We start from the raw sequence: 22,436 nt of genomic DNA, 5'->3' as shown, positions 1-22,436 counted from the left end.
TCATTCGCAACGTCATTCGCAATAAACCCGGCGCAGCATCTCGCCGATCTCGGCCAGCGACAGGATACGATCGGCGGCGCCGCGCGCGATCGCGTGTTCGGGCATGGTCGCCACCGCCGCGCTCGCGGGGGACTGCACCCAGGTCTCGCCCCCGCCCGCGCGAATCGCACTCAGACCACGCGCACCATCGTCGTTGGCGCCGGACAGCAGAATGCCCAGCACGCGCTCGCGCCACGCCACCGCGGCGGATTCGAACAGCACATCGATCGAGGGCCGGGAATAGCGCACCGGCGGTTCGACCGACAGCGAGAAATACGCACCATCGTCACTACCACCGATAGCGCTCTCGCGCTCGACCAGCAGATGGTAGTCCGATGGCGCGGTGTAGATATGTCGCGGCAGCACGGGCAGCTTGTCCTCCGCCTCGCGCACCGGCAGCGCGCAGCGTTCGGCAAATACCTCCGGCAGCAGGCTCGGCGTATCGGGCCGCAGATGCACGACCACGATCACCGGCGGCGCGAAGTCCGCCGGCAATTGCGGCAGCAGCGCGCCCAGCGCCTCGATGCCGCCCGCCGAGGCACCGATCACGATGGCGCTCACTGAAGGTTGTCGCGGACGCATGGGCGGCCTCAGAGCTTGCGGTACAGCCGCTCGCGCGCGTCGACCGTTTCGAAGTCGTGCGCGTGGCCACTGAAATGGAGGCTCTCCTTGCTGCCGAGCCCGAGGAAGCCGCGCCGCGCCAATGCGTCGTGGAACAGGCCGAACGCGCGATCCTGCAGTGCGCGATCGAAATAGATCAATACGTTCCGGCACGAGATCAGCTGCGCTTCCTGAAACACGCTGTCGGTGGCGAGACTATGGTCCGCGAATACCGACTGGCGAATCAGGTTCGCGCTGAATTTGGCCTTGCCATACGCGGCATGGTAGTAATCGGACAACGAACGACGCCCGCCGGCCGCGAGGTAGTTCTCGCCGAACACGCGCAGGCGGCCCGCATCATACACGCCCGCGCGCGCGGCCACGAGCGCTTCCGGATTGATATCGGTCGCGTAGAACACCGTGCGCTCGGCCAGCCCCTCCTCCTCGAACAGGATCGCCAGCGACCACAGTTCCTCGCCGCTGCTGCAGCCGGCTACCCAGACATTGACCGACGGATAGGTCTGCAGCACGGGCACCACGTGCTCGCGAATCGCACGGAAGTAGCTCGGGTCGCGAAACATCTCGCTGACCTGCACCGTCAGATACTGCAGCAGCCGCGCGAATACCGCGCTATCGCGCAGCATACGGTCCTGCAATTGCGACAGCGTCTCCAGTCCGAAGTCCTGCGCCGCCTGGCGCAGTCGCCGACGCAGCGAGGCGCGCGCATAGCTGCGGAAGTCGTGCTGGTACTTGCGGAAGATCGCTTCCAGCAGCAGGTCCAGCTCGATCTCGAAGGTGGCGTCGGGCAGGCGAATCTCGCCGTCGGCTTGAGCATTGCTGTCAACGTCTGCGGGGAGCACGGTCGGGGGTTTCAGCTTGCGTGTAGCCATACGCGGCACAGGGAAAGTAGTTTGTCGACGTCGATGGGCTTGGCGATGTAGTCGTTGGCGCCCGCGCGCAGGCAGGCTTCGCGATCGGACGGCATGGCCTTGGCGGTCAGCGCGATGATCGGCAGCCGCCCATATTGCGGCATGGCGCGGATCGCCCGCATCGCGGTAATGCCGTCCATCTCCGGCATCATGATGTCCATCAGCACGAGGTCGATGTCGCTCTGCCGCTCGAGCTTGTCGAGCGCCTCGCGGCCGCTGCGCGCGATTTCCACGGTGGCGCCGAGCGGCTCCAGCACGCGCGACAACGCGAAGATATTGCGCGCGTCGTCCTCGGCGAGCAGCACCTTGCGCCCATCGAACGCATCGTCGCGGCTGCGCGCGTCGCGCAGCATACGCTGCTGTTCGGCCGGCAGCGCCGACTCGACACTATGCAGGAACAGCGTCACCTCGTCGAGCAGGCGTTCCGGCGACCGCGCGCCCTTGATGATGATCGACTTGGAATGCCGCCGCAGCCGCTGCTCGTCCTCGGCCGACAACTGCCGGCCCGTGTAGACGATCACCGGCGGCATCGGCTGACCGCCGTCGCCGGCATCGGCGGCCATGCGCGCCAGCAGATCGTGGCCGGTGCCATCGGGCAGCGCCATGTCCATGACCACGCAATCGAAGCGCCGCGCGGCCAGCGCCGCGGTAGCCTCGGCGATGCTGTCCGCGGTCACGATCTCCACGTCGAGCGAGCGCAGCAGCGCGCCGATGCTTTCGCGCAGTACCGCGTCGTCCTCCACCACGAGCACGCGCCGCATGCCCTGCACCATGCGCGCCTCGAGCCCGCGAATCGCATCGGCCAGCTGGTCGCGGCCGCTCGGCTTGAACGTGTAGCCGATCGCGCCACGGTGCAGCGCTGCCTCCGCATGATCGCTCACGGAAATCAGGTGCGTGGGGATATGGCGCGTGACCGGGTCGTGCTTGAGCCAATCGAGCAGCGTCAGGCCGGATTGGTCCGGCAGCGCCACGTCGAGCAGGATGCCGCACGGCTGATGCTCGCGCGCGAGTTCAAGGCCCGCGCTCGATGTGGTGGCGTGGATGCAGTCGAAGTCGAGTTCATGCGCGAGCGTGTACAGGATGCCGGCGAATGCAAGGTCGTCTTCGACCACGAGGATCAGCCGCTGGCCGCGCGAGCGTCGCGCGCGGTCGTCGGCGATCGGAGCGGGCCAGGGTGTGGCGCCAACTGTGGCGCCGACCGCCGTGCCATTGATGGAAGTACTTGCCGAGGTCTGATGCGCTGTCGTCCTGGGTAACGACGATGCCAGTGCGATCGCCGCGGCAGATTCCGCAGCCGTTGCCGCATGCGGCGGCGCGGCGGCATTGGCCAGCCCCGCGCGCGGGGCGCCGTCCGTGCCCAGCACGCGCGGTACCGTCAACGAGAACACGCTGCCCTGCCCGGGCTCGCTCGCCACCGAGATCGCGCCGCCGAGCAGCCGCGCGAGTTCACGCGAGATCGACAAGCCAAGACCCGTGCCGCCGAAGCGCCGGCTGGTGGTGCCATCCGCCTGCTGGAACGCCTCGAAGATGACCTGCTGCTTCTCGCGCGCAATGCCGATGCCGGTGTCACGCACCTCGAAGCGCACCGCATCGTCGCCGTGCGCCGCCATCACCAACGTCACGCCGCCCTGCTCCGTGAATTTGAACGCATTGGACAACAGGTTCTTGAGCACCTGCTGCAGCCGCTGGCCATCGGTAACGATCGTGGCGGGCGCGCCCGGCATCGACTCCACTCGCATCGCCAGATGCTTCTGTGCGGCCACCGGGTGGAACATCTGTTCGAGCGTGCGCGCGAAGGTGTCGAGGTCCAGCTGCTCCGGTTCCACGGTCAGGTGTCCGGCCTCGATCTTCGACAGGTCGAGAATGTCGTTGATCAGGTTCAGCAGATCCGTATTGGCGGCATGGATCGTCGCCGCGTAGCGCACCTGCTCTTCGTTGAGCGTGCCCGGCTTGTTCTCCTGCAGCAGCTTGGCGAGGATCAGCGCGCTGTTGAGCGGCGTGCGCAACTCGTGCGACATATTGGCGAGGAACTCGCTCTTGTACTGGTTCGAGCGTTCGAGCACGCGCGCGTTGGCGGCCAGTTCGGTCTGGAACGTGAGCATCTCGCGCTTTTGCGCTTCCAGCCGCTGCGCGTGCTCCTCGAGCTGGACGTTGGTCTGCTCGAGCTCGGCCTGTTGCGACTCGAGCCGTGCCTGCGATTCCATCAACGCGCGACCGCGTTCCTCGAGCTCTTCGTTGGAGACACGCAGTTCCTCCTGCTGAACCTGCAGTTCCTCGCTCTGGCGTTGCGTGTCGGACAACAACTGTTCGAGCCGGTGGCGGTAGAGTGCCGCGCGCAGCAGCATGCCAATCGGCTCGCCGATGCGCTCGCACAGCTCGATCATATCGGCGGTCTCGCGCTGTGCCGAAACGAATCCGAGTTCGACCACCCCGACGGTCTCTCCCTCCGCGGTCAACGGCGCGGCGATGACCTCGCCAGCGGCGGTGCGGCCCAGCGCCGACGACACCGGCAGGTAATCGGCGGGCAGCCCGCCCAGCGCGATGACCCGGCCCTCGATCGCGACCTGACCCGCGATGGTCTGGCCCGGTGCCAACATCTCGGGGGAGGCGCTCGCCCCTGCCTGCGGCAAAGCCCACCCCGCGAGCCGCCGCAACTGGCCACCGTCGCATTGATACACCACACCGACATGCGCGCCGAGCGTCTGCGCCAGCGCGCGTACCAGCGCGTCGCCGACATTGCCGGCGGACTGCGGGTTGCGTACGGCCTGATGAATGCGCACTTGCGACTGATGCAGCCATACGCTGCGCTGCACCGCAAGTCGCGAAACCGTATAGCGGTACACAGCCACCGCAAGGAACCAGATCACCACGAAGCCGAAGCTTCGATTCAGGATGGCCAGCGTGGGGCTCGCGCCCGGCGGCGACAGGAAGAAGCCCACCACCAGCAGGATCGATGCACTCGCGGCGGTCAGCAGCGGCAGGCGCTGGCTGTCGGCAAACAGTGCCAGACAAACCGGCACGAGGTAGAACAGCCATGCGGTGACACCCAGCGGCGTCAATGCGTCCGCGACGAAGACGACCGCAAGCGCGACGGGCACGACAATCGTGCCAATCAGGAAACGTTGAAACGAGGTCTGTCGCAAACCGATCATGGGCGATCAACGGAAGTGGGCAGGCATGCCGCACCGGGCCGTTTGCCACGAGCGGATGGCGGGCGCGCGTGCGGGGGCGCAAGGCGCTCCATCCTACCGTGCGTGTCCGCGCATGGCTGTCGGTGTGCCGCCGACATGTGGAAGGCGGCCAGGGGCGGCACGACACCGGTGTGATGGCCCGCGACGAGGGTCCCGCGCACGGCTACGAACCGCCCGATACCCCCCTTCGGGCGCGCGGAATTTTCCATCTGGTCTGGCAAAATGCCGGCAGATGACGCAACCGTACTCGCCCATGTTCCTGTCGCCCCGGGTGTATTCCTCCCCGCGCTGGCGCCCTATTCGCTGGATTGCGGATCCGGGCAAGGATGTCACGCCCGAAATTCGGGAGGCGTTGGTCGGCAGCCTGTTCGGCACGTTGTCGATCTTCTACGGCGGTATGCTCAACACCGTGCTCGTGGCGCTAGTCATCACGTTGCATATGCGCACGGCGCCGTTCTATGGCTGGCTCGCGCTCGAGACCACCATCTGCCTCGCGCGCATCGTGGTGATGTCCATCGCGCGGCGCGCCGGTATTGCGCGGCAGCCCACACCCACGGATCTGCATATCGCGCTGGCGCTGGCCTGGGCCGCGAGCGTCGGGGTCGGTACCTACTTGTGTGTCACGCGTGGAGACTGGCTGTCCGCGGCGATGGCGTGCCTGTCGGCGGCCGCGATGTGCGGCGGCATCTGCTTCCGCAACTACGGCGCGCCGCGCATGACCACGCTCATGATCCTGCTTAGCCTGGGTCCGACCTGCGTGGGCGCGCTCGTCGTCGGCGAGCCGCTGTTCCTGCTGACGTTATTGCAGTTGCCGCTCTATGTGGCCAGCATGTCGAGCGCATCGTTCCGCATGAACACGATGGTGGTGGCGACCATGCGCTCGGAGCGCGAGAACGCGCATCGCGCGCGCCATGACTCGCTCACGGGTCTGCTCAATCGCGCGAGCCTGATTTCCGAGATTCGCGAAGCCAGCAATGCGCGCATGGCTGCTGGCCGTTATCTGACACTGCTCTACCTCGATCTTGACGGTTTCAAGCCGGTCAACGATTCCTACGGCCACGGTTGTGGGGACGAGCTGCTGGTGCGCGTCGGCGCGCGCCTGCGCGACGCCGTGCCCGGTCGCGGCCAGGTCTACCGGATCGGCGGCGACGAGTTCGTGATCATGCTGCGTAACGAAAGTCGTGAAAGCGTGCAGGCGCTGGCGCAGCAGCTACTGCGCGAGATCGGCGCGAGCTACGAGCTGTCGGGCGGCCTGCAGGTGCGGCTTGGCGTCAGTATCGGCATCGCCCACGTGCGGCCCGAGGGCCAGAACGCCGATGCCATCCTCAATATGGCCGACCGCGCGCTCTACATGGCCAAGGCGCAGGGCAAGGGTCGTTATGAGTTCGCCGCGCCGGAACACGAGGCCGCGGCAGGTTACAACTGAGCTTCCTCCGGCGGCAGCAGGCCCATCAGATGGGCATTCAGCCGCGACAGTTCCTGCGCGATATTGCCCGGAAAACCCTGCCGATCGCCACGCCGGTCGATCAGCAGGTCCGCCAGATAGGCCAGCAACGCCGCCTCGTTCTCCGCCAGCACCGCGAGCTGGTTCGCGATGCGCGGGTAGCCGTGGAATAGCTCGAGCGGGCGGGCGGCGGACGGCAGATCGCGCAGCCAGCGCAGCGCGACCGGGGACAGCTTCTGCGGCACCATCGTGTTCGGATCGCGGATCTCGGTCCAGTCGGCCCCCGCGCGCTTCGGCACCGGGCCATCGAGAATCCGCTTGGCCTCCGCGACGCTCACAAACTCGAATGAAATGGGTTCCATGGATATCACCGTGCGAATTCGAAACCTTAACAGGGATTTACGGCTTGGCTGAAAGACGACATGAGCAGCTATCGAAACAATTGAACAATTCGATATGACTTGCCGGCAACCGTCTGCCATAGTTCAGTCGAACTCTACCGGGAACGCAGGGGTCCCGGAACCCGCCGCGAGCAACCCTCGCGGCGTTTCACAACGACAAGGCATGACTCACCGATGGCATGCCGGCCCGCATCAAGGAAATCCGTCATGAGCAAATTGACCACCGCCTTCGGCGCACCCGTACCCGATAACCAGAATATCCAGACCGCCGGCCCGCGTGGCCCGGCGCTGCTGCAGGACGTCTGGTTCCTCGAGAAAATGGCCCACTTCGACCGCGAGGTGATTCCCGAGCGCCGCATGCATGCCAAGGGCGCCGGTGCGTTCGGCACGTTCACCGTGACGCACGACATCACTCGCTACACGCGCGCGAAGATCTTCTCCGAGGTTGGCAAGAAGACCGAAATGTTCGCGCGCTTCTCGAGCGTGGCCGGTGAGCGCGGCGCGGCCGACGCGGAACGCGATATCCGCGGCTTCGCGGTCAAGTTCTACACCGAGGAAGGCAACTGGGATCTGGTCGGCAACAACACGCCGGTGTTCTTTATCAAGGACCCGCTCAAGTTCCCGGACCTGAACCACGTGGTCAAGCGCGATCCGCGCACCGGCATGCGTAGCGCCGAGAGCAACTGGGATTGGTGGACGCAGTCTCCCGAGTCGTTCCACCAGGTGACGTACGTGATGGGCGATCGTGGCATTCCGCGTTCGTTCCGCCATATGCATGGCTTCGGCAGCCACACGTACAGCTTTATCAGCGCGCAGAACGAGCGCGTCTGGGTGAAGTTCCACTTCGTCTCGCAGCAGGGCATCGAGAACCTGACCGACGCGCAAGCCGCCGAAGTGGTTGGCCGCGATCGCGAGTCGAATCAACGCGATCTGTACGAGGCCATCGAGCGCCGCGAGTTTCCGCAGTGGAAGCTGTTCGTGCAGGTGATGCCCGAGAATGAAGCCGGCAAGTACCGCATCAATCCGTTCGATCTGACCAAGGTGTGGCCGCACAAGGACTATCCGCTGATTGAAGTCGGCGTGATGGAGCTGAACCGCAACCCGGAAAACTTCTTCGCCGACGTCGAGCAAGCCGCGTTCGCGCCGTCGACCATCGTGCCGGGCATCGGCTTCTCGCCGGACAAGATGCTGCAGGGCCGGCTGTTCTCGTATGGGGATGCCGCGCGTTATCGCCTGACGGTCAATCACTTCCAGATTCCGGTCAATGCGCCGCGCGGCGCGAAGAACGTGAACTTCTACCATCGCGACGGCGTGATGCGCGTGGACGGCAACTTTGGTGGCCGCATCGGCTACGAGCCGAACACACGTGGCGAATGGCAGGAGCAGCCCGACTTCCGCGAGCCGCCGTTGACGCTGGAAGGCGCCGCCGACCACTGGAACCACCGCGAGGACGACGACTACTTCTCGCAGCCTGGTGACCTGTTCCGCCTGATGCCGCCGGACGCGCAACAACGCCTGTTCGAGAACACCGCGCGCGCCATGGCCGGTGTGTCGCGTCCGATCAAGGACCTGCATATCAAGCACTGCACGCAGGCTGATCCGGCCTACGGTGCAGGTGTGGCCGCGGCGATCGAGGCTTTCGACGCCAAGAAGTAAAGCAGAGGTCTTGCTCCCCTCTCCCTCCGGGAGAGGGGCAACTTTCAGGATACCGATCATGAGTGATGCACCGCAATCGTCGGGCGACGACGAAGAGCGCATGCTCGAGGCGATGCGCGAAGTGTTCGCGCTCGCGCGCAGTGGGGACGGCCAGAGCCTCGCGGCGCTGATCGAGCGCGGCCTGCCGCCCAACCTGCGTAACGAGAAGGGCGACAGCCTGGTCATGCTGGCCAGCTACTATGGGCACGTCGACGCCGTGCGCGCGCTGCTCGAACATGGCGCGAGCCCGGATACGCGCAACGAAGCGGGACAGACGCCGCTGGCAGGCGCTGCCTTCAAGGGCTTCCGCGAGATCGTCGAACTGCTGCTGGCGCATGGCGCCGACGTCGAGGGCGCCTCGCCCGACGGCCGCACCGCGCTGATGACCGCGGCAATGTTCAACCGCACCGAGATCGTCGAGTTGCTGATCGCCCACGGCGCCAACCCCGACGCCCGCGACAGCCGCGGCCTGACGGCGGCGGACGCTGCCGCGTTCATGGGGGCGGGCAAGACCGGCGCCCAGCTGGGACCGTTGCACTGACGCTGCGGAAGGGGCTCGCGCCCCTTTACACAACTTCGTAGAAGTGCCATCGTTGATCGTCCCGCCGACATCTGGCGTTGTCGAGCCGATCCTGCCATGCCGATTCATTACCTGCGCGGTATCTCCGCGCGCGAGCGCTCGCCCAGTGCCAACCAGCACCTGGGCCTGCTGCTGGCGTTCGTGGCCGGCGCGACCAATGCGGGCGGCTTTTTAGCGGTCCAGCAATACACGTCGCATATGACGGGCATCGTCTCGCATATCGCGGATGAACTGGCGGTCGGGGAGATTGTCGCGGTCTCGGCCGGTATCGGCGCGGTGGTGTGTTTCCTGGTCGGCGCATCGGTCTGTGCCGTGCTCGTCAACTGGGCGCGCCGCCAGCGACTGCGCAGCGAATTCGCGGCCCCGCTGATGCTCGAGTCCCTGCTGCTGCTCTGTTTCGGCCTGCTTGGCCACGCGTTCGTCGGCCATAGCTGGATGTTCGTGCCCGCCACCGTGGCCGTGCTCTGCTTCATCATGGGTCTGCAGAACGCGCTGGTGACCAAGGTCTCGCGCGCGGAAATCCGCACCACGCACGTCACGGGCATCGTGACGGACCTCGGTATCGAACTCGGCAAGCTGTTCTACTGGAACCTCGACGCCAACGGCGAGAAGGTGATGGCCAATCGCGCACGCCTGCGCCTGCTCGGCGCGCTGCTGGCGATGTTCTTCCTTGGCGGCGTGCTCGGCGCGCTGGGCTTCAAGCACGTCGGCTTCGTCGCCACGGTACCGCTCGCCATGCTGGTGTTTCTGCTGGCGGCGGTACCGGTCTGCGACGACCTGCTCGACCGCCTCCACGACCGTCGGCAGGATCCGTCCCACTGACGCTTGATAGGAGGGCCGAGCGAAGCGTCGTTGGCCCTCAGCCGCGGCCGACGAACGGCATCTTGGTGGCCATCACGGTCATGAACTGCACGTTGGTCTCCAGCGGCAGGCTGGCCATATGTACCACCGCGTTGGCCACGTGCGCCACATCCATCAGCGGTTCCGGACGAATCTCGCCATTGGCCTGTGGCACGCCGCGCGCCATGCGCGAGGCAAGGTCGGTGCCAGCATTGCCGATATCGATCTGCCCGCACGCGATGTCGTGGGCGCGGCCGTCGAGCGACAACGCCTTGGTCAAACCCGTGATGGCATGCTTGGTTGAGGTGTAAGGCGCCGTATTGGGCCGCGGCGCATGCGCCGAGATCGAGCCATTGTTGATGATGCGGCCACCGCGCGGGTCCTGCGACTTCATCAGCGCGAACGCGGCACGCGCGCACAGGAACGAGCCCGTCAGGTTCGTATCGACCACGGCCTTCCACTGCGCCACCGTCAGTTCATCGATCGGGATGCCGGGGGCGTTGACGCCCGCGTTGTTGAACAGCAGATCCAGCCGCCCGTAGGTCTCGCGGATCTTTGCGAACAAGCGATCCACCGACGCCTCGTCGGCAACGTCACACTGCACGGCCAGCGCGTCGTGGCCATCCGCACGCGCCTGCGCCGCGACGGCCTCGACCGTTTCCGCGGTCCGTCCCGCCAGCACCACGCGGTAACCCGCCTCAAGCAGCGCCAGCGCCGTTGCCTTGCCGATCCCACGAGCCGCGCCCGTGACCAGTGCCACCTTTCCTGCCTGCGTCATGCTGATGTCTCCTGTTGCGATGGTAGAAATAACGAGCGTCGATTATCCGCCCACTTCGGACGCTGGTTTGGCCGACGGTGGCGGTGCGCTCGCGCGGCACGGCGCCGGCCCGGTCTCCGCCGGCAGCAGCCGCACGAACTGATCGCCCATATCGATCTGCGGCAATGGCGGCGGCACCTGCGCGTATGTGCCCTTCGTCATGCTCTCGCGCACCGCATCCGCGCATTCGGGCCGCACATGGAAGCGCGCGGCACGGCGCCAGACCCCGTCGGCGTCCTGCGCGAACACCTGCGCATCCTGACGATTGGTCTCCATCAGCACGACATTGCCGCCCGCGCCGGGAAGGAAGTCGACGACGAAGGCATCGCACCGCTTCGTCCGTGCCATCAGGCAACCGGGCAGCCATTGCCGCGCGGCCGCGTCGCCCCACGCGTTGCTGAAGAACGACGGCGGCACAGGCCGCTCGGGCGTACGCTGGTCGATCAGGCTCGCAATCGCGGCCGCGTCGGGCAACTCGGTCGATGCCGGCGGGCGGCTGGCGTTGGCCGCATGCAGGCGGATCGCGGCCGCGTTCGGCCCGTCGGTCTGCGTGACGGGTTGCGACACCAGCTGCGCCAGCGCCTCGCGGCCATAGCGGCCGGCGTTGGTCTTCAGATAGTGGAAGTCGAACTTGTCCGGCGCGATGCGGCCGGCGTGCAGGCGCGCCACCTGACTATTGACGGACAGCCGCGCGGGGTCCGCCACCGGCGTGTACAACGCCACCAGCACCACGACCGTCAGGCATGCAGTCAGTACGTTGGTGGATGCGATGCGCAACAGCCCCGCATTGCGCTCGAGCGCGGCCCACGCATAGCCCACCGCATAACAGGCCGCCAGCAGCAACGCGGCGGCGGTCAGCACCCGGCGTTCGGTCAGGCCGTACTGCTGGATGCGCAGCAGCAGCGCGTAGCCGGCGATGATGACCAGCGGCACCAGAATCAGGCAGGCTAGCGACGTGGCCGACCGCAGCAGACGCGGCACCGGGCCTTCGGCGAGGCCGCTCTTGTAGACCGCATTGATCAACACCACGAGCAGCGCGGCCGCACCGAGCAGCAGCGAAGCGGCCGAACGCGTCGCCCACAGCGGCGCCAGCCCCTTGAACGCGAGCGTCAGAAGAAAGCCGAGCAGCAGCAGCACGAGCAGCGGCAGCACCCATGACAGCAGCGTCAGCACGAGCGTGCGCACGCCGCGCACGAATTCATCGCGTACGTCGGTGATATGCAGCCCCGCCGCGAATGCCATGGTCAGCACGGGAATGTTGAACCACGCCTGCCGCAACAGCGTTTCCAGAAAGCGCAGGCCCAGCAGTTCGAACAACTCGGCACCGATCCACAACACCAGATACAGCACCGCCGCGAACAGCGCCGCGAGGTGGCCCTGAATGCCGAGTTTCCAGCTGATGCGGAAATACGCGGGATACGGCGCGACGTAGGTACCCGCGGTATCGGCGGCCACCACGATCGCATACGCGATAAACATGATCGTTGCCGCGATAAAGGCGACATGCGCGGACGGATAACGCGCCCGGGCCAGCTCGATACCGGCCGGATCGATATGGCGCCAGGCGTCGTGGTACCCGAGCATCGCCACCACCGCGGCCAGCAGCACGCACCAGAATACGAGCCGCGGCGCGCGCAATTGCGAGAAGCCGAGGATCGCCATGGGCGGAATCATCAGCGCCGCCAGCAGCATCGGCGCAAACACGTAGTCGCGCGCGAGCGTGGAGTGATCCTGCGCGGCGCGATACAGCGAATACAGCAGAATCCCCTGGCCGGCGCCCACCAGCACGCGACCCATAAACAGCGCCCTCTCCCGTTGCCGTGCTTCCCTGGTGGCCGACCCCGCCATCATCATGTGCATGGACCTTTCCTGTTATTGAAATTCGTCGGAAATGCCACGCCATGATAATTCAGATCACTTTCCGCCAAGGGCTGGCGCGGGGTGTGATGCAAAAACGTCAACGATCCATAGGCGATAAACATATAACGACAAACCATTTTGTTGTATTGGCATTGTCCGCGTAGGATTCGGCGCTTCGCTAAACGGGAAAAGTCCGGCCCAGGGCATCGTTCTTTGAGCAGCCCGACGCACCCCGTGGCATCCGCTTTTGCCTTCAGAACATCAATATGTCAGTCGATCTCGCCCTCTCTCCCGGTGCCGCGGCCAATGCCGGGGCATCTTCCGCGCCCAAAGCCACCATCCGTTCCGCCGCCGACGTGGCGCGACTGGTCAATGAGGGCGGTGCAAAAGTCAGCAATGCCCGCATGGTTGTTGCCATTGCCCTGGGCGGCGTGTTCCTCGATGCCTATGACCTCGGCGCACTCGCCTTCGGCCTCAAGGACGTCGCCAAGGAATTCAACCTGACGCCGGCCGGCACCGGCATGGTCGCGTCCGCGATCACGTTCGGCGCGATCGTCGGCGCGTTTCTCGGGGGCTACTTCACCGACCGCATCGGCCGCTATCGCGTGTTCATGGCGGACATGCTGTTCTTCGTGGTGGCCGCCATCGCCTGCGCGTTCGCCCCGAACGAGTACGTACTGGCGGGGGCGCGCTTCGTGATGGGCCTCGGTGTCGGCATCGACCTGCCCGTCGCGATGGCCTTCCTCGCGGAATTCTCCAAGCTGCAGGGCAAGGGCAACAAGGCCGCGCGCGTGGCGATGTGGTGCCCCACCTGGTATGCGGCCATCTGCGTGTCGTACCTGCTGGTGCTGCTGTGCTACTCGGCATTGCCCGAAGGACATGGCGGCCTGCTCTGGCGCATCATCCTCGGCTTTGGCGCGGTGCCCGCACTGATCATCATCGCCGTGCGCAGCCGCTATATGAGCGAGTCGCCGGTATGGGCCGCCAATCAGGGCGACCTGAAGGGCGCGGCCGCGATCCTCAAGCGCTCGTACGGCATCGATGCCGCAGTGGCTCCGGACGCGGTGGTCACGGCGCCCAAGCGTCCGGCCTCGTGGAGCAACTACGCGTTGCTGCTGAAGGGCGTGTACGCGCGCCGCACGGCGCTCGCCACGATCATGTCGATCGCGTCCTCGTTCGCCTACAACGCGGTGGCCTTTGGCCTGCCCGTAATCATCGCGAGCTTCCTGGCACAGTCGATGCTGACCACGATCCTGGTTTCGCTCGTGCTGAACCTGCTGTTCGCATTTGTCGGCGGCCTGATCGGCGTGCACCTCGTGCCGAAGACCGGCGCCTGGAAGCTGACCACGGTCGGCTACGCATTCCAGCTGGCCGCGCTGATCGGCCTCGCGCTCATCGGCAAGCCGCATGGCGCCAGCGAAGTCGTGGGCGCGATCGCCTGCCTCGCGGTGTTCCTGCTGGGCCAGGGCTTCGGTCCCGGCGCGCACACCATGACCTATGCCTCGCTGAGCTACCCGACCTCGCTGCGTGGCGTGGGTGTGGGCCTCAACCAGACGCTGATGCGCGCCAGCTCCACCGTCTCGCTGTTCCTGTTCCCGGTGATGGCCGCCGCACTGAGCACCAAGGTGTTCTGGGTCATCGCCGTGGCCCCGCTGGCCGGCCTGCTGTCGCTGCTGGCCATTCGCTGGGAACCGGCGAACTACGACGTGGACGCGGAAGACTTCTGATCCGTCTTCAGCGCTGACCAGAAAGGCCCGGGAAATCCGGGCTTTTTTGTTGCGCCAATTCACAACCAATAGTTGTGAGTACCCCAATTCAAACCACCATTGTTTGTTGATTGGCCGCTGCCTACCATTGCTTCCAACGGTGACCGAAATACGGCGCCGACCCTCAACGAACAAAGCAAAGGAGTTGGATCATGGCTCAATCGAACAACGCAAAAGTCTGGTTTGTCACCGGTGCCTCGCGCGGCTTTGGCGCGCTGATCGTGCGCGATGCGCTGGCGCGTGGAGATAACGTGGTAGCCACCGCGCGCAATCCGCAGCAGGTCACCGACGTACTTGGCGAGCATCCGAACCTGCTCGCCGTGAAGCTCGATGTGACGAACGAAGTCGAGGCCGCCGCGGCGGTGGAGGCTGCCGTCGCGCGCTTCGGCCGCATCGACGTACTCGTCAACAATGCCGGCTTCGGTGTACTGGGCGCGGTGGAAGAAACCAGCCTCGCGGAAGCGCGCCGGCTGTTCGAGACCAATGTGTTCGGCGTGCTCGCCGTATCGCGCGCGGTGCTGCCGCAAATGCGTCGCCAACGCAGCGGCCACGTGATCAATATCTCGTCGCTGGGGGGCTATGGCGCTTACTTCGGCTGGGGCGTGTATGGCTCGACCAAGTTCGCGGTAGAGGGCATCACCGAGGCGATGTCGCAGGAACTGGCGCCGCTGGGCATCCACGTGACTGTGGTCGAGCCCGGCTTCTTCCGCACCGACTTCCTCAACGACAACTCGCTGGTCTCGACGGTGGCACGCATCGACGACTATGCCGACACCGTGGGCAAGATGCGCGACGTGGCCGCGGATCTCAACCACAAGCAACCCGGCGACCCGCAGAAGTTCTCGAAGGCGATCCTGCAACTGGCCGATACCGAAACGCCGCCGCTGCGCCTGCCACTCGGCACCGACGCGATCGCGCGCATCGAGCAGAAGCATTCGTTTGTCGAGCGCGAACTGGCGCAGTGGCGTGAACTGTCGATGTCGACCGACCACGCCGCCGCCTGAAGCCTGAAGCCGGATGCGATTACCGTTTGCCGCCGGCCAGCCGCGCGGCATCGGGATGATTTCGCAGCCGCCACATCGCCACACAACCCAGCGCCGGGCCAATGGCCAGCATGCCGAAGCCGCCGCGCCAGCCGAGTGCGGAGACGATGCTGGGGATCAGTTGGATGCTGACCAGCGTGAGCAGAAAACCGGCGCAGGTCTGGGCGGTCAGCAGTGTGCCGACCGAGGTGGGGTCGGCCAGTTCCGCCACGCTGGCCGAGAACTGCGCTGAGTCGGCGATAACCGATACGCCCCAGATCAGCGCGACGATCACGAGCACCGCGAGTGGTGCCTGCGCGAGCCACCCCATAGCGGCCGCGCAGCACGCGCTGGTGGCCATCGCGCCGATGGTCACCGCGGTGCGGCCGACGCGATCGGCCAGCCAGCCGCCGAGCCAGGCGCCTACGGCACCCACGCCGATCACGCTGAAAGTCAGCCATTCCGCCTGCAGACGCGCATCGGCAATACCGCGTGCGGTAAAGGTCTGCTGAAGAAATAGCGCGAGCCACGCCCACATCGCGTATAGCTCCCACATGTGTCCGAGATATCCGAGGTTGGCGAGCCGCAGCGACGGCTGTCGCCACGCCTGCGCCATCTTGGCGACGTCGATGCGGGTGGCTCGGCGGATGTTCGGGCCGATACTGGCGAAGGCGATCAGAAGCGCCGACGCCGCCGCGCAGGCGGCTGCGATGCCATAGATCGTGCGCCACTCGAGCCCACCCGTGGCCGCGAGTAAATGGGGACTGGCCGAGCCCAGCGTCAGCGCGCCGACCAGCAGGCCGATCAGCAGGCCCAGATCGCCACGTGCCCAGGTGGCGGCGAGCCGCATACCCACCGGATAGACGCCCGCCATGCACATGCCCGTCACGCAGCGCAGCAGCACCACGATCGGACCGGTGGGCGGCAGGAACGCCAGCAAACCCGTGGCCAGCGCGGCAATCAGCGCGGAGGCCGCGAACAGCCGCCGCAGGTCGTAGCGATCGGGCAGCGACAGCAGCGCCGAACCGATCGTCCCGATCACGAAGCCGAGTTGCACGGCATTGGTCAGCAATGCTTCATCGAACGCGGCAATCGCGTGCGTGTGCTTGATCACCGCAATAACCGAGCTCGACGAAAACCACACGCCCATGGCGGCCACCTGCGAAATCAGCAGGATGGCCAGCGAGGCGAACTTGCCGCGCATGGGATGGCTATCGATCACGCCACCGTGCATCACGCCGCCGACACCGACGATGTTGCGGACGGCGCGGTAACGCGATGGAAGTCACGCGCGAAGTAGATCAGCCCATCGCGATCGCTTGCCGTGCGCGCGGCCTTGATCGCGCAGAAGAACACGGTATGCGTGCCGACCTCCGTGACCGATGCGATCTCGCAATCGAGCGCGCTCACCGCGCCATGCAACACTGGCGCGCCCGTGGCCAGGTGATCCCACTCGGCGCAGGCAAAGCGCTCGGCGATCGACAGGTCGCGCGTGGAGAAATGCGTGGCGATATCACGTTGATCCGCCGCCAGCACGTTCACGCACAGGCGGCCGTTCTCGCGCATCGCGGCGTTGTTGCGGCTCGCGCGATTGATGCATACGAGCAGCGTGGGTGGGTCGTCGGTCACCGCGCAAACCGCCGATGCGGTGCAGCCCGCGAGGCCGGCATCGCCATCGGTCGTGACGATATTGACGGCCGCTCCCAGGCCGGCCATTGCATCGCGAAAGGCTGTCTTGTCCATGCAGGTCGCCTCCGTCATCACCGTACGTGGCGATGCTGCGCCGCCGTGTGCGTGGCGGGCAGCCGCGCGTGGCCGAACAGCTTGTCACGGTAGGTACCATCGCGATACGCGGTCTTGTACACGCCGCGATCCTGCAGCCTCGGCACCAGCAGCTCCACCACCTCGTCGAAGCATTCCGGCACCACGGTACGCGACAGATTGAAGCCATCCACGCCGGTCTCCTCGCTCCACCCTACCAGCATGTCGGCGAGGCGATCCGCCGAACCGACCCACGGTGCCTGCCGGCTGCCGAGCACCATCTGCTCGAGCAGCTTACGCCGCGTCCATTGCGGCCCCGCGCTGCGATTCATCGCCTCCACATTGGACACGATCGCCTGGCTCTTGCCGGTCTGGATCGGCTCATCGAGGTCGTACTTCGAGAAATCGATGCCGAGCGATGCGGCCGCGTGCACGAGCGCGGCCTCGTCGCTCACATGGCGGCGATAGGCCTCGAACTTCTCGTGTGCCTCGTCGTCGGTGCGACCGACGATCAGCGTCGCGCCCATAAACACCTTGACGTCGTCCGCATCGCGGCCGAGCTTCACCGCACGCGCGCGGATGTCATCGACGATCTCCTTGACGCCCTCCTTCTTCTGGCCGTTCACGAACACGCATTCGGCATGCGTGGCGGCAAACTCGCGGCCGCGCGTCGACGACCCCGCCTGATACAGCACAGGCGTGCGCTGCGGCGACGGCGCGCACAGATGCATCGCATCCACCTTGTACTGTTTGCCGTGATGATGGATCACGCGCACCTTGTCCGGATCGGCATAGACGCCGCGCGTGCGATCGGCCAGCACCGCACCGTCGTCCCAGCTGCCTTCCCAGAGCTTGTAGACCACCTCCATGTATTCGTCGGCCAGATCGTAGCGATCGTCGTGCGCCATCTGCCCGTCGATGCCGATCGCGCGCGCCGCGCTGTCGAGGTAGCCCGTCACGATGTTCCAGCCGATGCGGCCACCGGTCAGATGATCGAGCGTGGACATGCGGCGCGCGAACAGGAACGGCTGCTCATAGGTGAGGTTGCACGTCACGCCGAAGCCCAGATGACGCGTCACGGCGGCCATCGCGGGAATGACCAGCGTCGGATCGTTCACAGGCACCTGCACACCGCCGCGCAGCGCGGCATCGGCATTGCCGCCAAACACGTCGTACACGCCCAGCACGTCCGCAAAGAAAACGCCGTCGAACAGGCCCGCTTCCAGCTTGCGCGCGTACTCGGTCCAGTACTGGAGTTCGCCGAAGCGAGTCGACTGGTCGCGCGGATGCGTCCACAGTCCCTGCTGGATATGGCCGACGCAGTTCATGTCGAAGGCATTGAAGCGAATCTCGCGAGGCATGTCGGGGGCTCCGGTCACGGTATGATTTGTCGTCTACTATAGTGGACGTATGACCACCGATCAAAACTATTTTCTGTAAGGGTTAACCCGCTGTCGTGACGCCACGACACAGCCGTGCGATAGGAAAGCACCCCCTATAATTCGCCGTTCGCCCGCAGGAAATCAGGAAAGAAAAACTCGCATGGCTAGCCAACCGAACGCCGACCCGACTCAGGCCATTTCCGCGCGCGTGCGCATCGAACGCGAGTCGCGCGGCTGGTCGCTGGCCGACCTGGCGGACCGCTCGGGCGTGTCCAAGGCGATGATCAGCAAGATCGAGCGCGGCGAGGCGAGTCCCACGGCGACCATCCTGGGCAAGCTCTCGGGCGCGTTCGGATTGCAATTGTCGATGCTGCTCGCGCTCGCCGAGCAGGCGGACGAACGGCTGAGCCGGCATGACGACCAACCGGTGTGGCAGGATCCCGAAACCGGCTATACGCGCCGCGCGGTCTCGCCACGGAGCGGGATCAGCGGCGGCATGATCGAATTGATCGAGGTCACGCTGCCGGGCAACACGCGCGTTTCGTATCCCTCATCGGCGTTCGCCTTCCAGCACCAGCAAATCTGGGTCCGCACCGGCACGCTCGTGTTCGAGGAGGGCGAGCTCGTGCATACGCTCGCGCCGGGGGACTGCCTGCAGCTTGGCGCGCCGGCGCCGTGCACGTTCGTCAATGCGGGCAAGACGCCCTGCGTGTATGTGGTGGCGTTGGTCCGCCGCTAGCGCTTTCCATCATGGTTCGCGTGCACAAGAGCACGCACCTGCAATTCACGCGCGATTGAATCCTGATCAAGGAATGCACGCGCGGCGCATTCCAGCATGTCGACTCCGAGGAACTCACTTCTGGAGATCATCATGCGCGTTACGCAATGCAACGCCATCTGGCTGGCGCTCTGGCTCATCGTTGCCCGCACGGCCCCGGCGCAGCCGGTGCAGGCACGCCCGGCCGGCGCCTATTCTCAGCAACCGCATCCACTGCAACTCTATCCCGACTGGATGGGCCGGCTACCGGACAGCCGCTATCTCAACAACCTCTCGATACCGGGTACCCACAACTCGATGAGCCGGTTCGGCGGCGATGCGGCGGCCACGCAGGCAATGCCGCTGCGCGCGCAGCTGTACGCAGGCGTGCGCGCGTTCGACGTTCGCGTCCGGCTGGTCCGCAATCATCTGCAGGCCTATCACGGCCCCTTCCGGCAATACGCAACGCTGCAGCAGATCTTGCGCACCATGCGGCAATTCCTGCTCGATCATCCCAGCGAAGTCCTGCTGGTGCGGGTGCGACAGGAAGGCCCGCCGACCTGGAGCACAGTCCCGATCGACACGGCAATGATGATGGAGACCGCGGCGCATCGAGACCTGATACAGGTGGCCTCGCCTCTCGTGCCACGGCTCGGCAGCGTGCGCGGACGCATCATACTTTTTCCGGAGAGCACTTATTTCACGTTGCACGAAGTCTCCGACGCCTGGCATCTGCGCACGAACTGGGATCTGTACGGAAAATGGGACACCGTGCGAAACGCATTGCGCAAGGCGCGCAACAGTGATGTGTTCGACTTGACGCGGCCGTGGGGCTTCGTCACCTACCTGTCAGCGAATGGCGGCGTGTTTCCCTATTTCGCGGCGAGCGGGCAGGTGAGTGCGCACGACCACGCGGCCCGTCTGGCAACGGGGCTGACGACGCCGGCATTCCGGCACGTCTATGCGGATTTCCCGCGTGTGGACTGCTTTATCGGCATCTGCACGATTGCGTTCGAAGGCATCAACTACCTCGTGCTCGAGCGTCTGCGTGCCTGGAAGCCGCACTATGTCGGCATCGTGATGGCAGATTTTCCCGGACCATCGCTGATCCGGGAAATTATCGACATCAACCTGCGGGCGCCCGTGCCCGCAAGACAGATCAGAAGCCCAGGCTGGCCAGCAGATCGTCCACCTGGGACTGGTCTGCCACCACATCGGTCTTCCCTTCGGGGTTGATCTGCGGGCCGTTCAGCAGCGTGGCCTCGGCCGCCTGCGCGGCTTGCGCTGCCTGCGTGGCTTGCATCTCCGCGCGGCGCTCGGCCGGGACGTTGTCCAGCAGCACCTGGAGCAGTTCCTGCTCCAGCGAGCGGATCATGTCCATCATCTTCTTGATCACCTGGCCCGTCAGATCCTGGAAGTCCTGGGCCATCATGATCTCGAGCAGCTGGCTGCCGGTGGCGCGCGCCTTGACGGGAACGTCCGTGAGGAACTCACGCGTATCCAGCACGAGTTCGCGCGCGTCCTGCAGTTCCACCGGCTTGGCGAACCACGCCTCCCAGCGCTTGTCCAGCGCCTCGGCCTGCGTTTCGAGCGAGGACTGCAGCGGCTGGGCGATCTCGACCGCATTGAGGCTGCGCTCGGCCGCCTTCTCGGTCATCGTCGCGATGTAGCTCAGGCGATCGCGCGCGTCGGGAATGGCTTGGGCGGCACGCTCGATTTCCTTGTCGAGCCCCAACTCCCGCATGTTGTCGCGCAGCATCCGCGTAAGGTTGCCGATGCGATGGATGATCTGCTCGGCCGAATCGTTGGCAGAAGTTTGAGTCGTCGACATGGCGTCACCTCACTCCTTACCCAGCTTCTCGAAGATCTTGGTGATCTTCTCGTCCAGCGTGGCGGCGGTGAATGGCTTGACCACGTAGCCGTTGGCGCCAGCCTGCGCGGCCGCGATGATGTTTTCCTTCTTCGCCTCGGCCGTCACCATAAGCACCGGCGTCTTGGCGATCGCGGGGATCGCGCGGATCGATTGCAGCATCGTCAGGCCGTCCATGTTCGGCATGTTCCAGTCGGACACGACGAAGTTGAAGCTGCCGTCCTTTACCTTCTCCAGGCCGGCGGCGCCGTCTTCGGCTTCGTCGACGTTATTGAAGCCCAGCTCCTTGAGCAGATTACGGATGATCCGACGCATGGTCGGGAAGTCGTCGACCACCAGGATCTTGATGTTCTTGTCCACTTTTACGGCTCCAAAACAGTTGTGGATAAAATTTAAACTCGCTGCGCCCGCGCACCGAATGTTGCCAAATGCGCCATGACGCGCTGGCTCATCGAATGCAGGGGCACTACTTCATGCACGCCGCCGGTGGCTATCGCCTCCTTCGGCATGCCAAACACGATGCAGGACTGCTCGTCCTGCGCCAGGTTGTATGCGCCGGCATCGCGCATGCGCAACATGCCCTGCGCGCCGTCCTTGCCCATACCAGTCAGGATCACGCCCGTCACGTTCTTGCCGCCGTGCTCCGCGGCGGAGTCGAACAGCACATCCACCGACGGCCGATGACGATTCACCGGCGGGTCCTGCGACAGGTGCGCGACATAGTTCGCGCCGCTGCGCACCAGCATCAGGTGCGAGTCACCGGGGGCGATATACGCATAGCCCGGGAGCACACGCTCGCCATGCTCGGCCTCTTTCACCGTGATGCGGCACAGGCCGTTGAGCCGCTGCGCGAATGAACGCGTGAAGCCGGCCGGCATGTGCTGCACGATCATGACCGCCGGGCAATCCGGCGGCAATGGCATCAGAAATTCCTTGATCGCCTCGGTGCCGCCCGTCGATGCGCCGACGATGATCAGCTTTTCGGTGGACAGCAGCGGGCTGCGCAGGATCGGCGCCGGTGGCGTTGCGTTGGTCGGCCCGGTGGCCGCACTGCGCACGCGCGCGCGCGATGCCGCGCGAATCTTGTCCGCGATGGTGTCCGTGTAGTCGATCAGCCCGTCGCGGATGCCAAGCTTCGGCTTGGTCACGAAGTCCACAGCGCCCAGTTCCAGCGCACGCATCGTGATTTCCGATCCGCGCTCCGTCAGCGATGACACCATCAACACCGGCATCGGCCGCAGGCGCATCAGACGCTCGAGAAAGTCGAGCCCGTCCATGCGCGGCATTTCCACATCCAGCGTCAGCACGTCCGGGTTCAGGCGCTTGATCGCGTCGCGCGCGACCAGCGGGTCCGGCGCCGTGCCCACGACTTCCATATCGGGCTGGCTGTTGATGATCTCCGTCATCAGGCTGCGAATCAGCGCGGAGTCGTCCACGCACAGCACCTTGATTTTTGCGGCGGTCATAGTTCTGCGTCTCTTG

At 65.5% G+C, this 22,436-nt stretch carries 19 protein-coding genes and 1 pseudogene; 8 read left to right on the top strand and 12 right to left on the bottom strand.

What is annotated here, in order from left to right; genetic code table 11:
• Nucleotides 1-12 precede the first annotated feature (12 nt).
• From LDO41_RS29735 to LDO41_RS29725, 3 genes are read right to left on the bottom strand one after another with little or no spacing between them, the layout of a single operon-like run.
• Complete coding sequence (locus LDO41_RS29735; protein WP_223994804.1) at nt 13-600, bottom strand: chemotaxis protein CheB; 588 nt, start codon at nt 598-600, stop codon at nt 13-15.
• Nucleotides 601-629: 29 nt separating this feature from the next.
• Complete coding sequence (locus tag LDO41_RS29730; protein WP_223994803.1) at nt 630-1,529, bottom strand: CheR family methyltransferase; 900 nt, start codon at nt 1,527-1,529, stop codon at nt 630-632.
• A complete protein-coding gene (locus tag LDO41_RS29725) occupies nt 1,511-4,720 on the bottom strand; it encodes a response regulator (RefSeq protein ID WP_223994801.1) in 3,210 nt (1,069 codons plus the stop codon). The genes LDO41_RS29730 and LDO41_RS29725 overlap by 19 nt, the downstream gene beginning before the upstream one ends.
• A gap of 292 nt (nt 4,721-5,012) precedes the next feature.
• Here LDO41_RS29725 and LDO41_RS29720 point away from each other — a divergent pair, with 292 nt between their 5' ends.
• Entirely contained in the window at nt 5,013-6,185 is a 1,173-nt protein-coding gene (locus LDO41_RS29720; RefSeq protein WP_223994923.1) for a GGDEF domain-containing protein, read from the top strand.
• Here the strand turns inward: LDO41_RS29720 and LDO41_RS29715 are convergent.
• Nucleotides 6,176-6,565, bottom strand: a complete 390-nt coding sequence (locus LDO41_RS29715; protein ID WP_223994799.1) for a hypothetical protein — start codon at nt 6,563-6,565, stop codon at nt 6,176-6,178. The two genes, LDO41_RS29720 and LDO41_RS29715, sit on opposite strands and share 10 nt — an antisense overlap.
• A 246-nt stretch (nt 6,566-6,811) precedes the next feature.
• On the opposite strand from LDO41_RS29715, the gene LDO41_RS29710 reads away from it, so the two are divergent.
• The 3 genes and pseudogenes from LDO41_RS29710 to LDO41_RS29700 form a co-directional block, all read left to right on the top strand.
• On the top strand, nt 6,812-8,260 hold the full coding sequence (locus tag LDO41_RS29710; RefSeq protein WP_223994797.1) for a catalase: 1,449 nt from the start codon (nt 6,812-6,814) through the stop codon (nt 8,258-8,260).
• A gap of 58 nt (nt 8,261-8,318) precedes the next feature.
• Nucleotides 8,319-8,840 (top strand): ankyrin repeat domain-containing protein, encoded by a 522-nt coding sequence (locus LDO41_RS29705; protein WP_223994795.1) that lies wholly within the window; start codon nt 8,319-8,321, stop codon nt 8,838-8,840.
• 96 nt (nt 8,841-8,936) lie between these two features.
• A pseudogene (locus LDO41_RS29700) lies at nt 8,937-9,689 on the top strand (YoaK family protein); the annotation flags it as partial.
• 49 nt (nt 9,690-9,738) lie between these two features.
• Here the strand turns inward: LDO41_RS29700 and LDO41_RS29695 are convergent.
• Both LDO41_RS29695 and LDO41_RS29690 read right to left on the bottom strand, forming a co-directional pair.
• On the bottom strand, nt 9,739-10,497 hold the full coding sequence (locus LDO41_RS29695; RefSeq protein ID WP_223994793.1) for an SDR family oxidoreductase: 759 nt from the start codon (nt 10,495-10,497) through the stop codon (nt 9,739-9,741).
• A 42-nt stretch (nt 10,498-10,539) separates the two neighbouring features.
• Nucleotides 10,540-12,396 carry a DUF4153 domain-containing protein gene (locus LDO41_RS29690; RefSeq protein ID WP_223994791.1) on the bottom strand — a complete coding sequence of 619 codons (1,857 nt, stop codon included), beginning with the start codon at nt 12,394-12,396 and terminating at the stop codon, nt 10,540-10,542.
• 266 nt (nt 12,397-12,662) lie between these two features.
• Between LDO41_RS29690 and LDO41_RS29685 the strand changes: the two genes are divergently transcribed.
• Nucleotides 12,663-14,123: an MFS transporter gene (locus LDO41_RS29685; protein ID WP_223994789.1), complete on the top strand. Its 1,461-nt coding sequence runs from the start codon at nt 12,663-12,665 to the stop codon at nt 14,121-14,123.
• A 191-nt stretch (nt 14,124-14,314) separates the two neighbouring features.
• A complete protein-coding gene (locus LDO41_RS29680; RefSeq protein ID WP_223994787.1) occupies nt 14,315-15,166 on the top strand; it encodes an oxidoreductase in 852 nt (283 codons plus the stop codon).
• 19 nt (nt 15,167-15,185) lie between these two features.
• Here LDO41_RS29680 and LDO41_RS29675 read toward each other — a convergent pair whose 3' ends face one another.
• The 3 genes from LDO41_RS29675 to LDO41_RS29665 are packed head-to-tail and all read right to left on the bottom strand — an operon-like array spanning nt 15,186 to nt 18,306.
• The gene (locus LDO41_RS29675; protein WP_223994921.1) at nt 15,186-16,418 is read right to left on the bottom strand and encodes an MFS transporter; all 1,233 of its coding nucleotides are present in this window, start codon (nt 16,416-16,418) and stop codon (nt 15,186-15,188) included.
• Nucleotides 16,418-16,927: a flavin reductase gene (locus LDO41_RS29670; RefSeq protein WP_223994786.1), complete on the bottom strand. Its 510-nt coding sequence runs from the start codon at nt 16,925-16,927 to the stop codon at nt 16,418-16,420. The genes LDO41_RS29675 and LDO41_RS29670 overlap by 1 nt, the downstream gene beginning before the upstream one ends.
• A 17-nt stretch (nt 16,928-16,944) precedes the next feature.
• Nucleotides 16,945-18,306, bottom strand: coding sequence for an LLM class flavin-dependent oxidoreductase (locus LDO41_RS29665; RefSeq protein ID WP_223994785.1), 1,362 nt, complete (start codon nt 18,304-18,306; stop codon nt 16,945-16,947).
• A 181-nt stretch (nt 18,307-18,487) separates the two neighbouring features.
• Here LDO41_RS29665 and LDO41_RS29660 point away from each other — a divergent pair, with 181 nt between their 5' ends.
• Both LDO41_RS29660 and LDO41_RS29655 read left to right on the top strand, forming a co-directional pair.
• Entirely contained in the window at nt 18,488-19,066 is a 579-nt protein-coding gene (locus LDO41_RS29660; protein ID WP_223994784.1) for a helix-turn-helix domain-containing protein, read from the top strand.
• 132 nt (nt 19,067-19,198) lie between these two features.
• A complete protein-coding gene (locus tag LDO41_RS29655) occupies nt 19,199-20,320 on the top strand; it encodes a phosphatidylinositol-specific phospholipase C (RefSeq protein ID WP_223994783.1) in 1,122 nt (373 codons plus the stop codon).
• On the opposite strand, the gene cheZ is transcribed toward LDO41_RS29655, so the two are convergent.
• From cheZ to LDO41_RS29640, 3 genes are read right to left on the bottom strand one after another with little or no spacing between them, the layout of a single operon-like run.
• On the bottom strand, nt 20,244-20,915 hold the full coding sequence (cheZ, locus tag LDO41_RS29650; protein WP_223994782.1) for a protein phosphatase CheZ: 672 nt from the start codon (nt 20,913-20,915) through the stop codon (nt 20,244-20,246). The two genes, LDO41_RS29655 and cheZ, sit on opposite strands and share 77 nt — an antisense overlap.
• Nucleotides 20,916-20,924: 9 nt before the next feature.
• Nucleotides 20,925-21,314: a chemotaxis response regulator CheY gene (gene cheY / locus LDO41_RS29645; protein WP_109585495.1), complete on the bottom strand. Its 390-nt coding sequence runs from the start codon at nt 21,312-21,314 to the stop codon at nt 20,925-20,927.
• A 32-nt stretch (nt 21,315-21,346) separates the two neighbouring features.
• A complete protein-coding gene (locus LDO41_RS29640) occupies nt 21,347-22,420 on the bottom strand; it encodes a protein-glutamate methylesterase/protein-glutamine glutaminase (protein WP_223994781.1) in 1,074 nt (357 codons plus the stop codon).
• Between the last annotated feature and the right edge of the window lie 16 nt (nt 22,421-22,436).

Source organism: Cupriavidus pampae (assembly GCF_914271485.1).
GTDB classification, from domain to species: Bacteria; Pseudomonadota; Gammaproteobacteria; order Burkholderiales; family Burkholderiaceae; genus Cupriavidus; species Cupriavidus pampae.
The sequence above is the reverse complement of the archived record's forward strand: the minus strand, read 5'-3'. Positions and strand labels throughout refer to the sequence as shown.

Coding starts and splice junctions, on each gene's coding strand:
- LDO41_RS29730 (WP_223994803.1), bottom strand. CDS start 1,529: ATGGCTACACGCAAGCTGAAACCCCCGACCGTGCTCCCCGCAGACGTT.
- LDO41_RS29725 (WP_223994801.1), bottom strand. CDS start 4,720: ATGATCGGTTTGCGACAGACCTCGTTTCAACGTTTCCTGATTGGCACG.
- LDO41_RS29720 (WP_223994923.1), top strand. CDS start 5,013: ATGTTCCTGTCGCCCCGGGTGTATTCCTCCCCGCGCTGGCGCCCTATT.
- LDO41_RS29715 (WP_223994799.1), bottom strand. CDS start 6,565: ATGGAACCCATTTCATTCGAGTTTGTGAGCGTCGCGGAGGCCAAGCGG.
- LDO41_RS29710 (WP_223994797.1), top strand. CDS start 6,812: ATGAGCAAATTGACCACCGCCTTCGGCGCACCCGTACCCGATAACCAG.
- LDO41_RS29705 (WP_223994795.1), top strand. CDS start 8,319: ATGAGTGATGCACCGCAATCGTCGGGCGACGACGAAGAGCGCATGCTC.
- LDO41_RS29695 (WP_223994793.1), bottom strand. CDS start 10,497: ATGACGCAGGCAGGAAAGGTGGCACTGGTCACGGGCGCGGCTCGTGGG.
- LDO41_RS29690 (WP_223994791.1), bottom strand. CDS start 12,396: ATGCACATGATGATGGCGGGGTCGGCCACCAGGGAAGCACGGCAACGG.
- LDO41_RS29685 (WP_223994789.1), top strand. CDS start 12,663: ATGTCAGTCGATCTCGCCCTCTCTCCCGGTGCCGCGGCCAATGCCGGG.
- LDO41_RS29680 (WP_223994787.1), top strand. CDS start 14,315: ATGGCTCAATCGAACAACGCAAAAGTCTGGTTTGTCACCGGTGCCTCG.
- LDO41_RS29675 (WP_223994921.1), bottom strand. CDS start 16,418: ATGCACGGTGGCGTGATCGATAGCCATCCCATGCGCGGCAAGTTCGCC.
- LDO41_RS29670 (WP_223994786.1), bottom strand. CDS start 16,927: ATGGACAAGACAGCCTTTCGCGATGCAATGGCCGGCCTGGGAGCGGCC.
- LDO41_RS29665 (WP_223994785.1), bottom strand. CDS start 18,306: ATGCCTCGCGAGATTCGCTTCAATGCCTTCGACATGAACTGCGTCGGC.
- LDO41_RS29660 (WP_223994784.1), top strand. CDS start 18,488: ATGGCTAGCCAACCGAACGCCGACCCGACTCAGGCCATTTCCGCGCGC.
- LDO41_RS29655 (WP_223994783.1), top strand. CDS start 19,199: ATGCGCGTTACGCAATGCAACGCCATCTGGCTGGCGCTCTGGCTCATC.
- cheZ (WP_223994782.1), bottom strand. CDS start 20,915: ATGTCGACGACTCAAACTTCTGCCAACGATTCGGCCGAGCAGATCATC.
- LDO41_RS29640 (WP_223994781.1), bottom strand. CDS start 22,420: ATGACCGCCGCAAAAATCAAGGTGCTGTGCGTGGACGACTCCGCGCTG.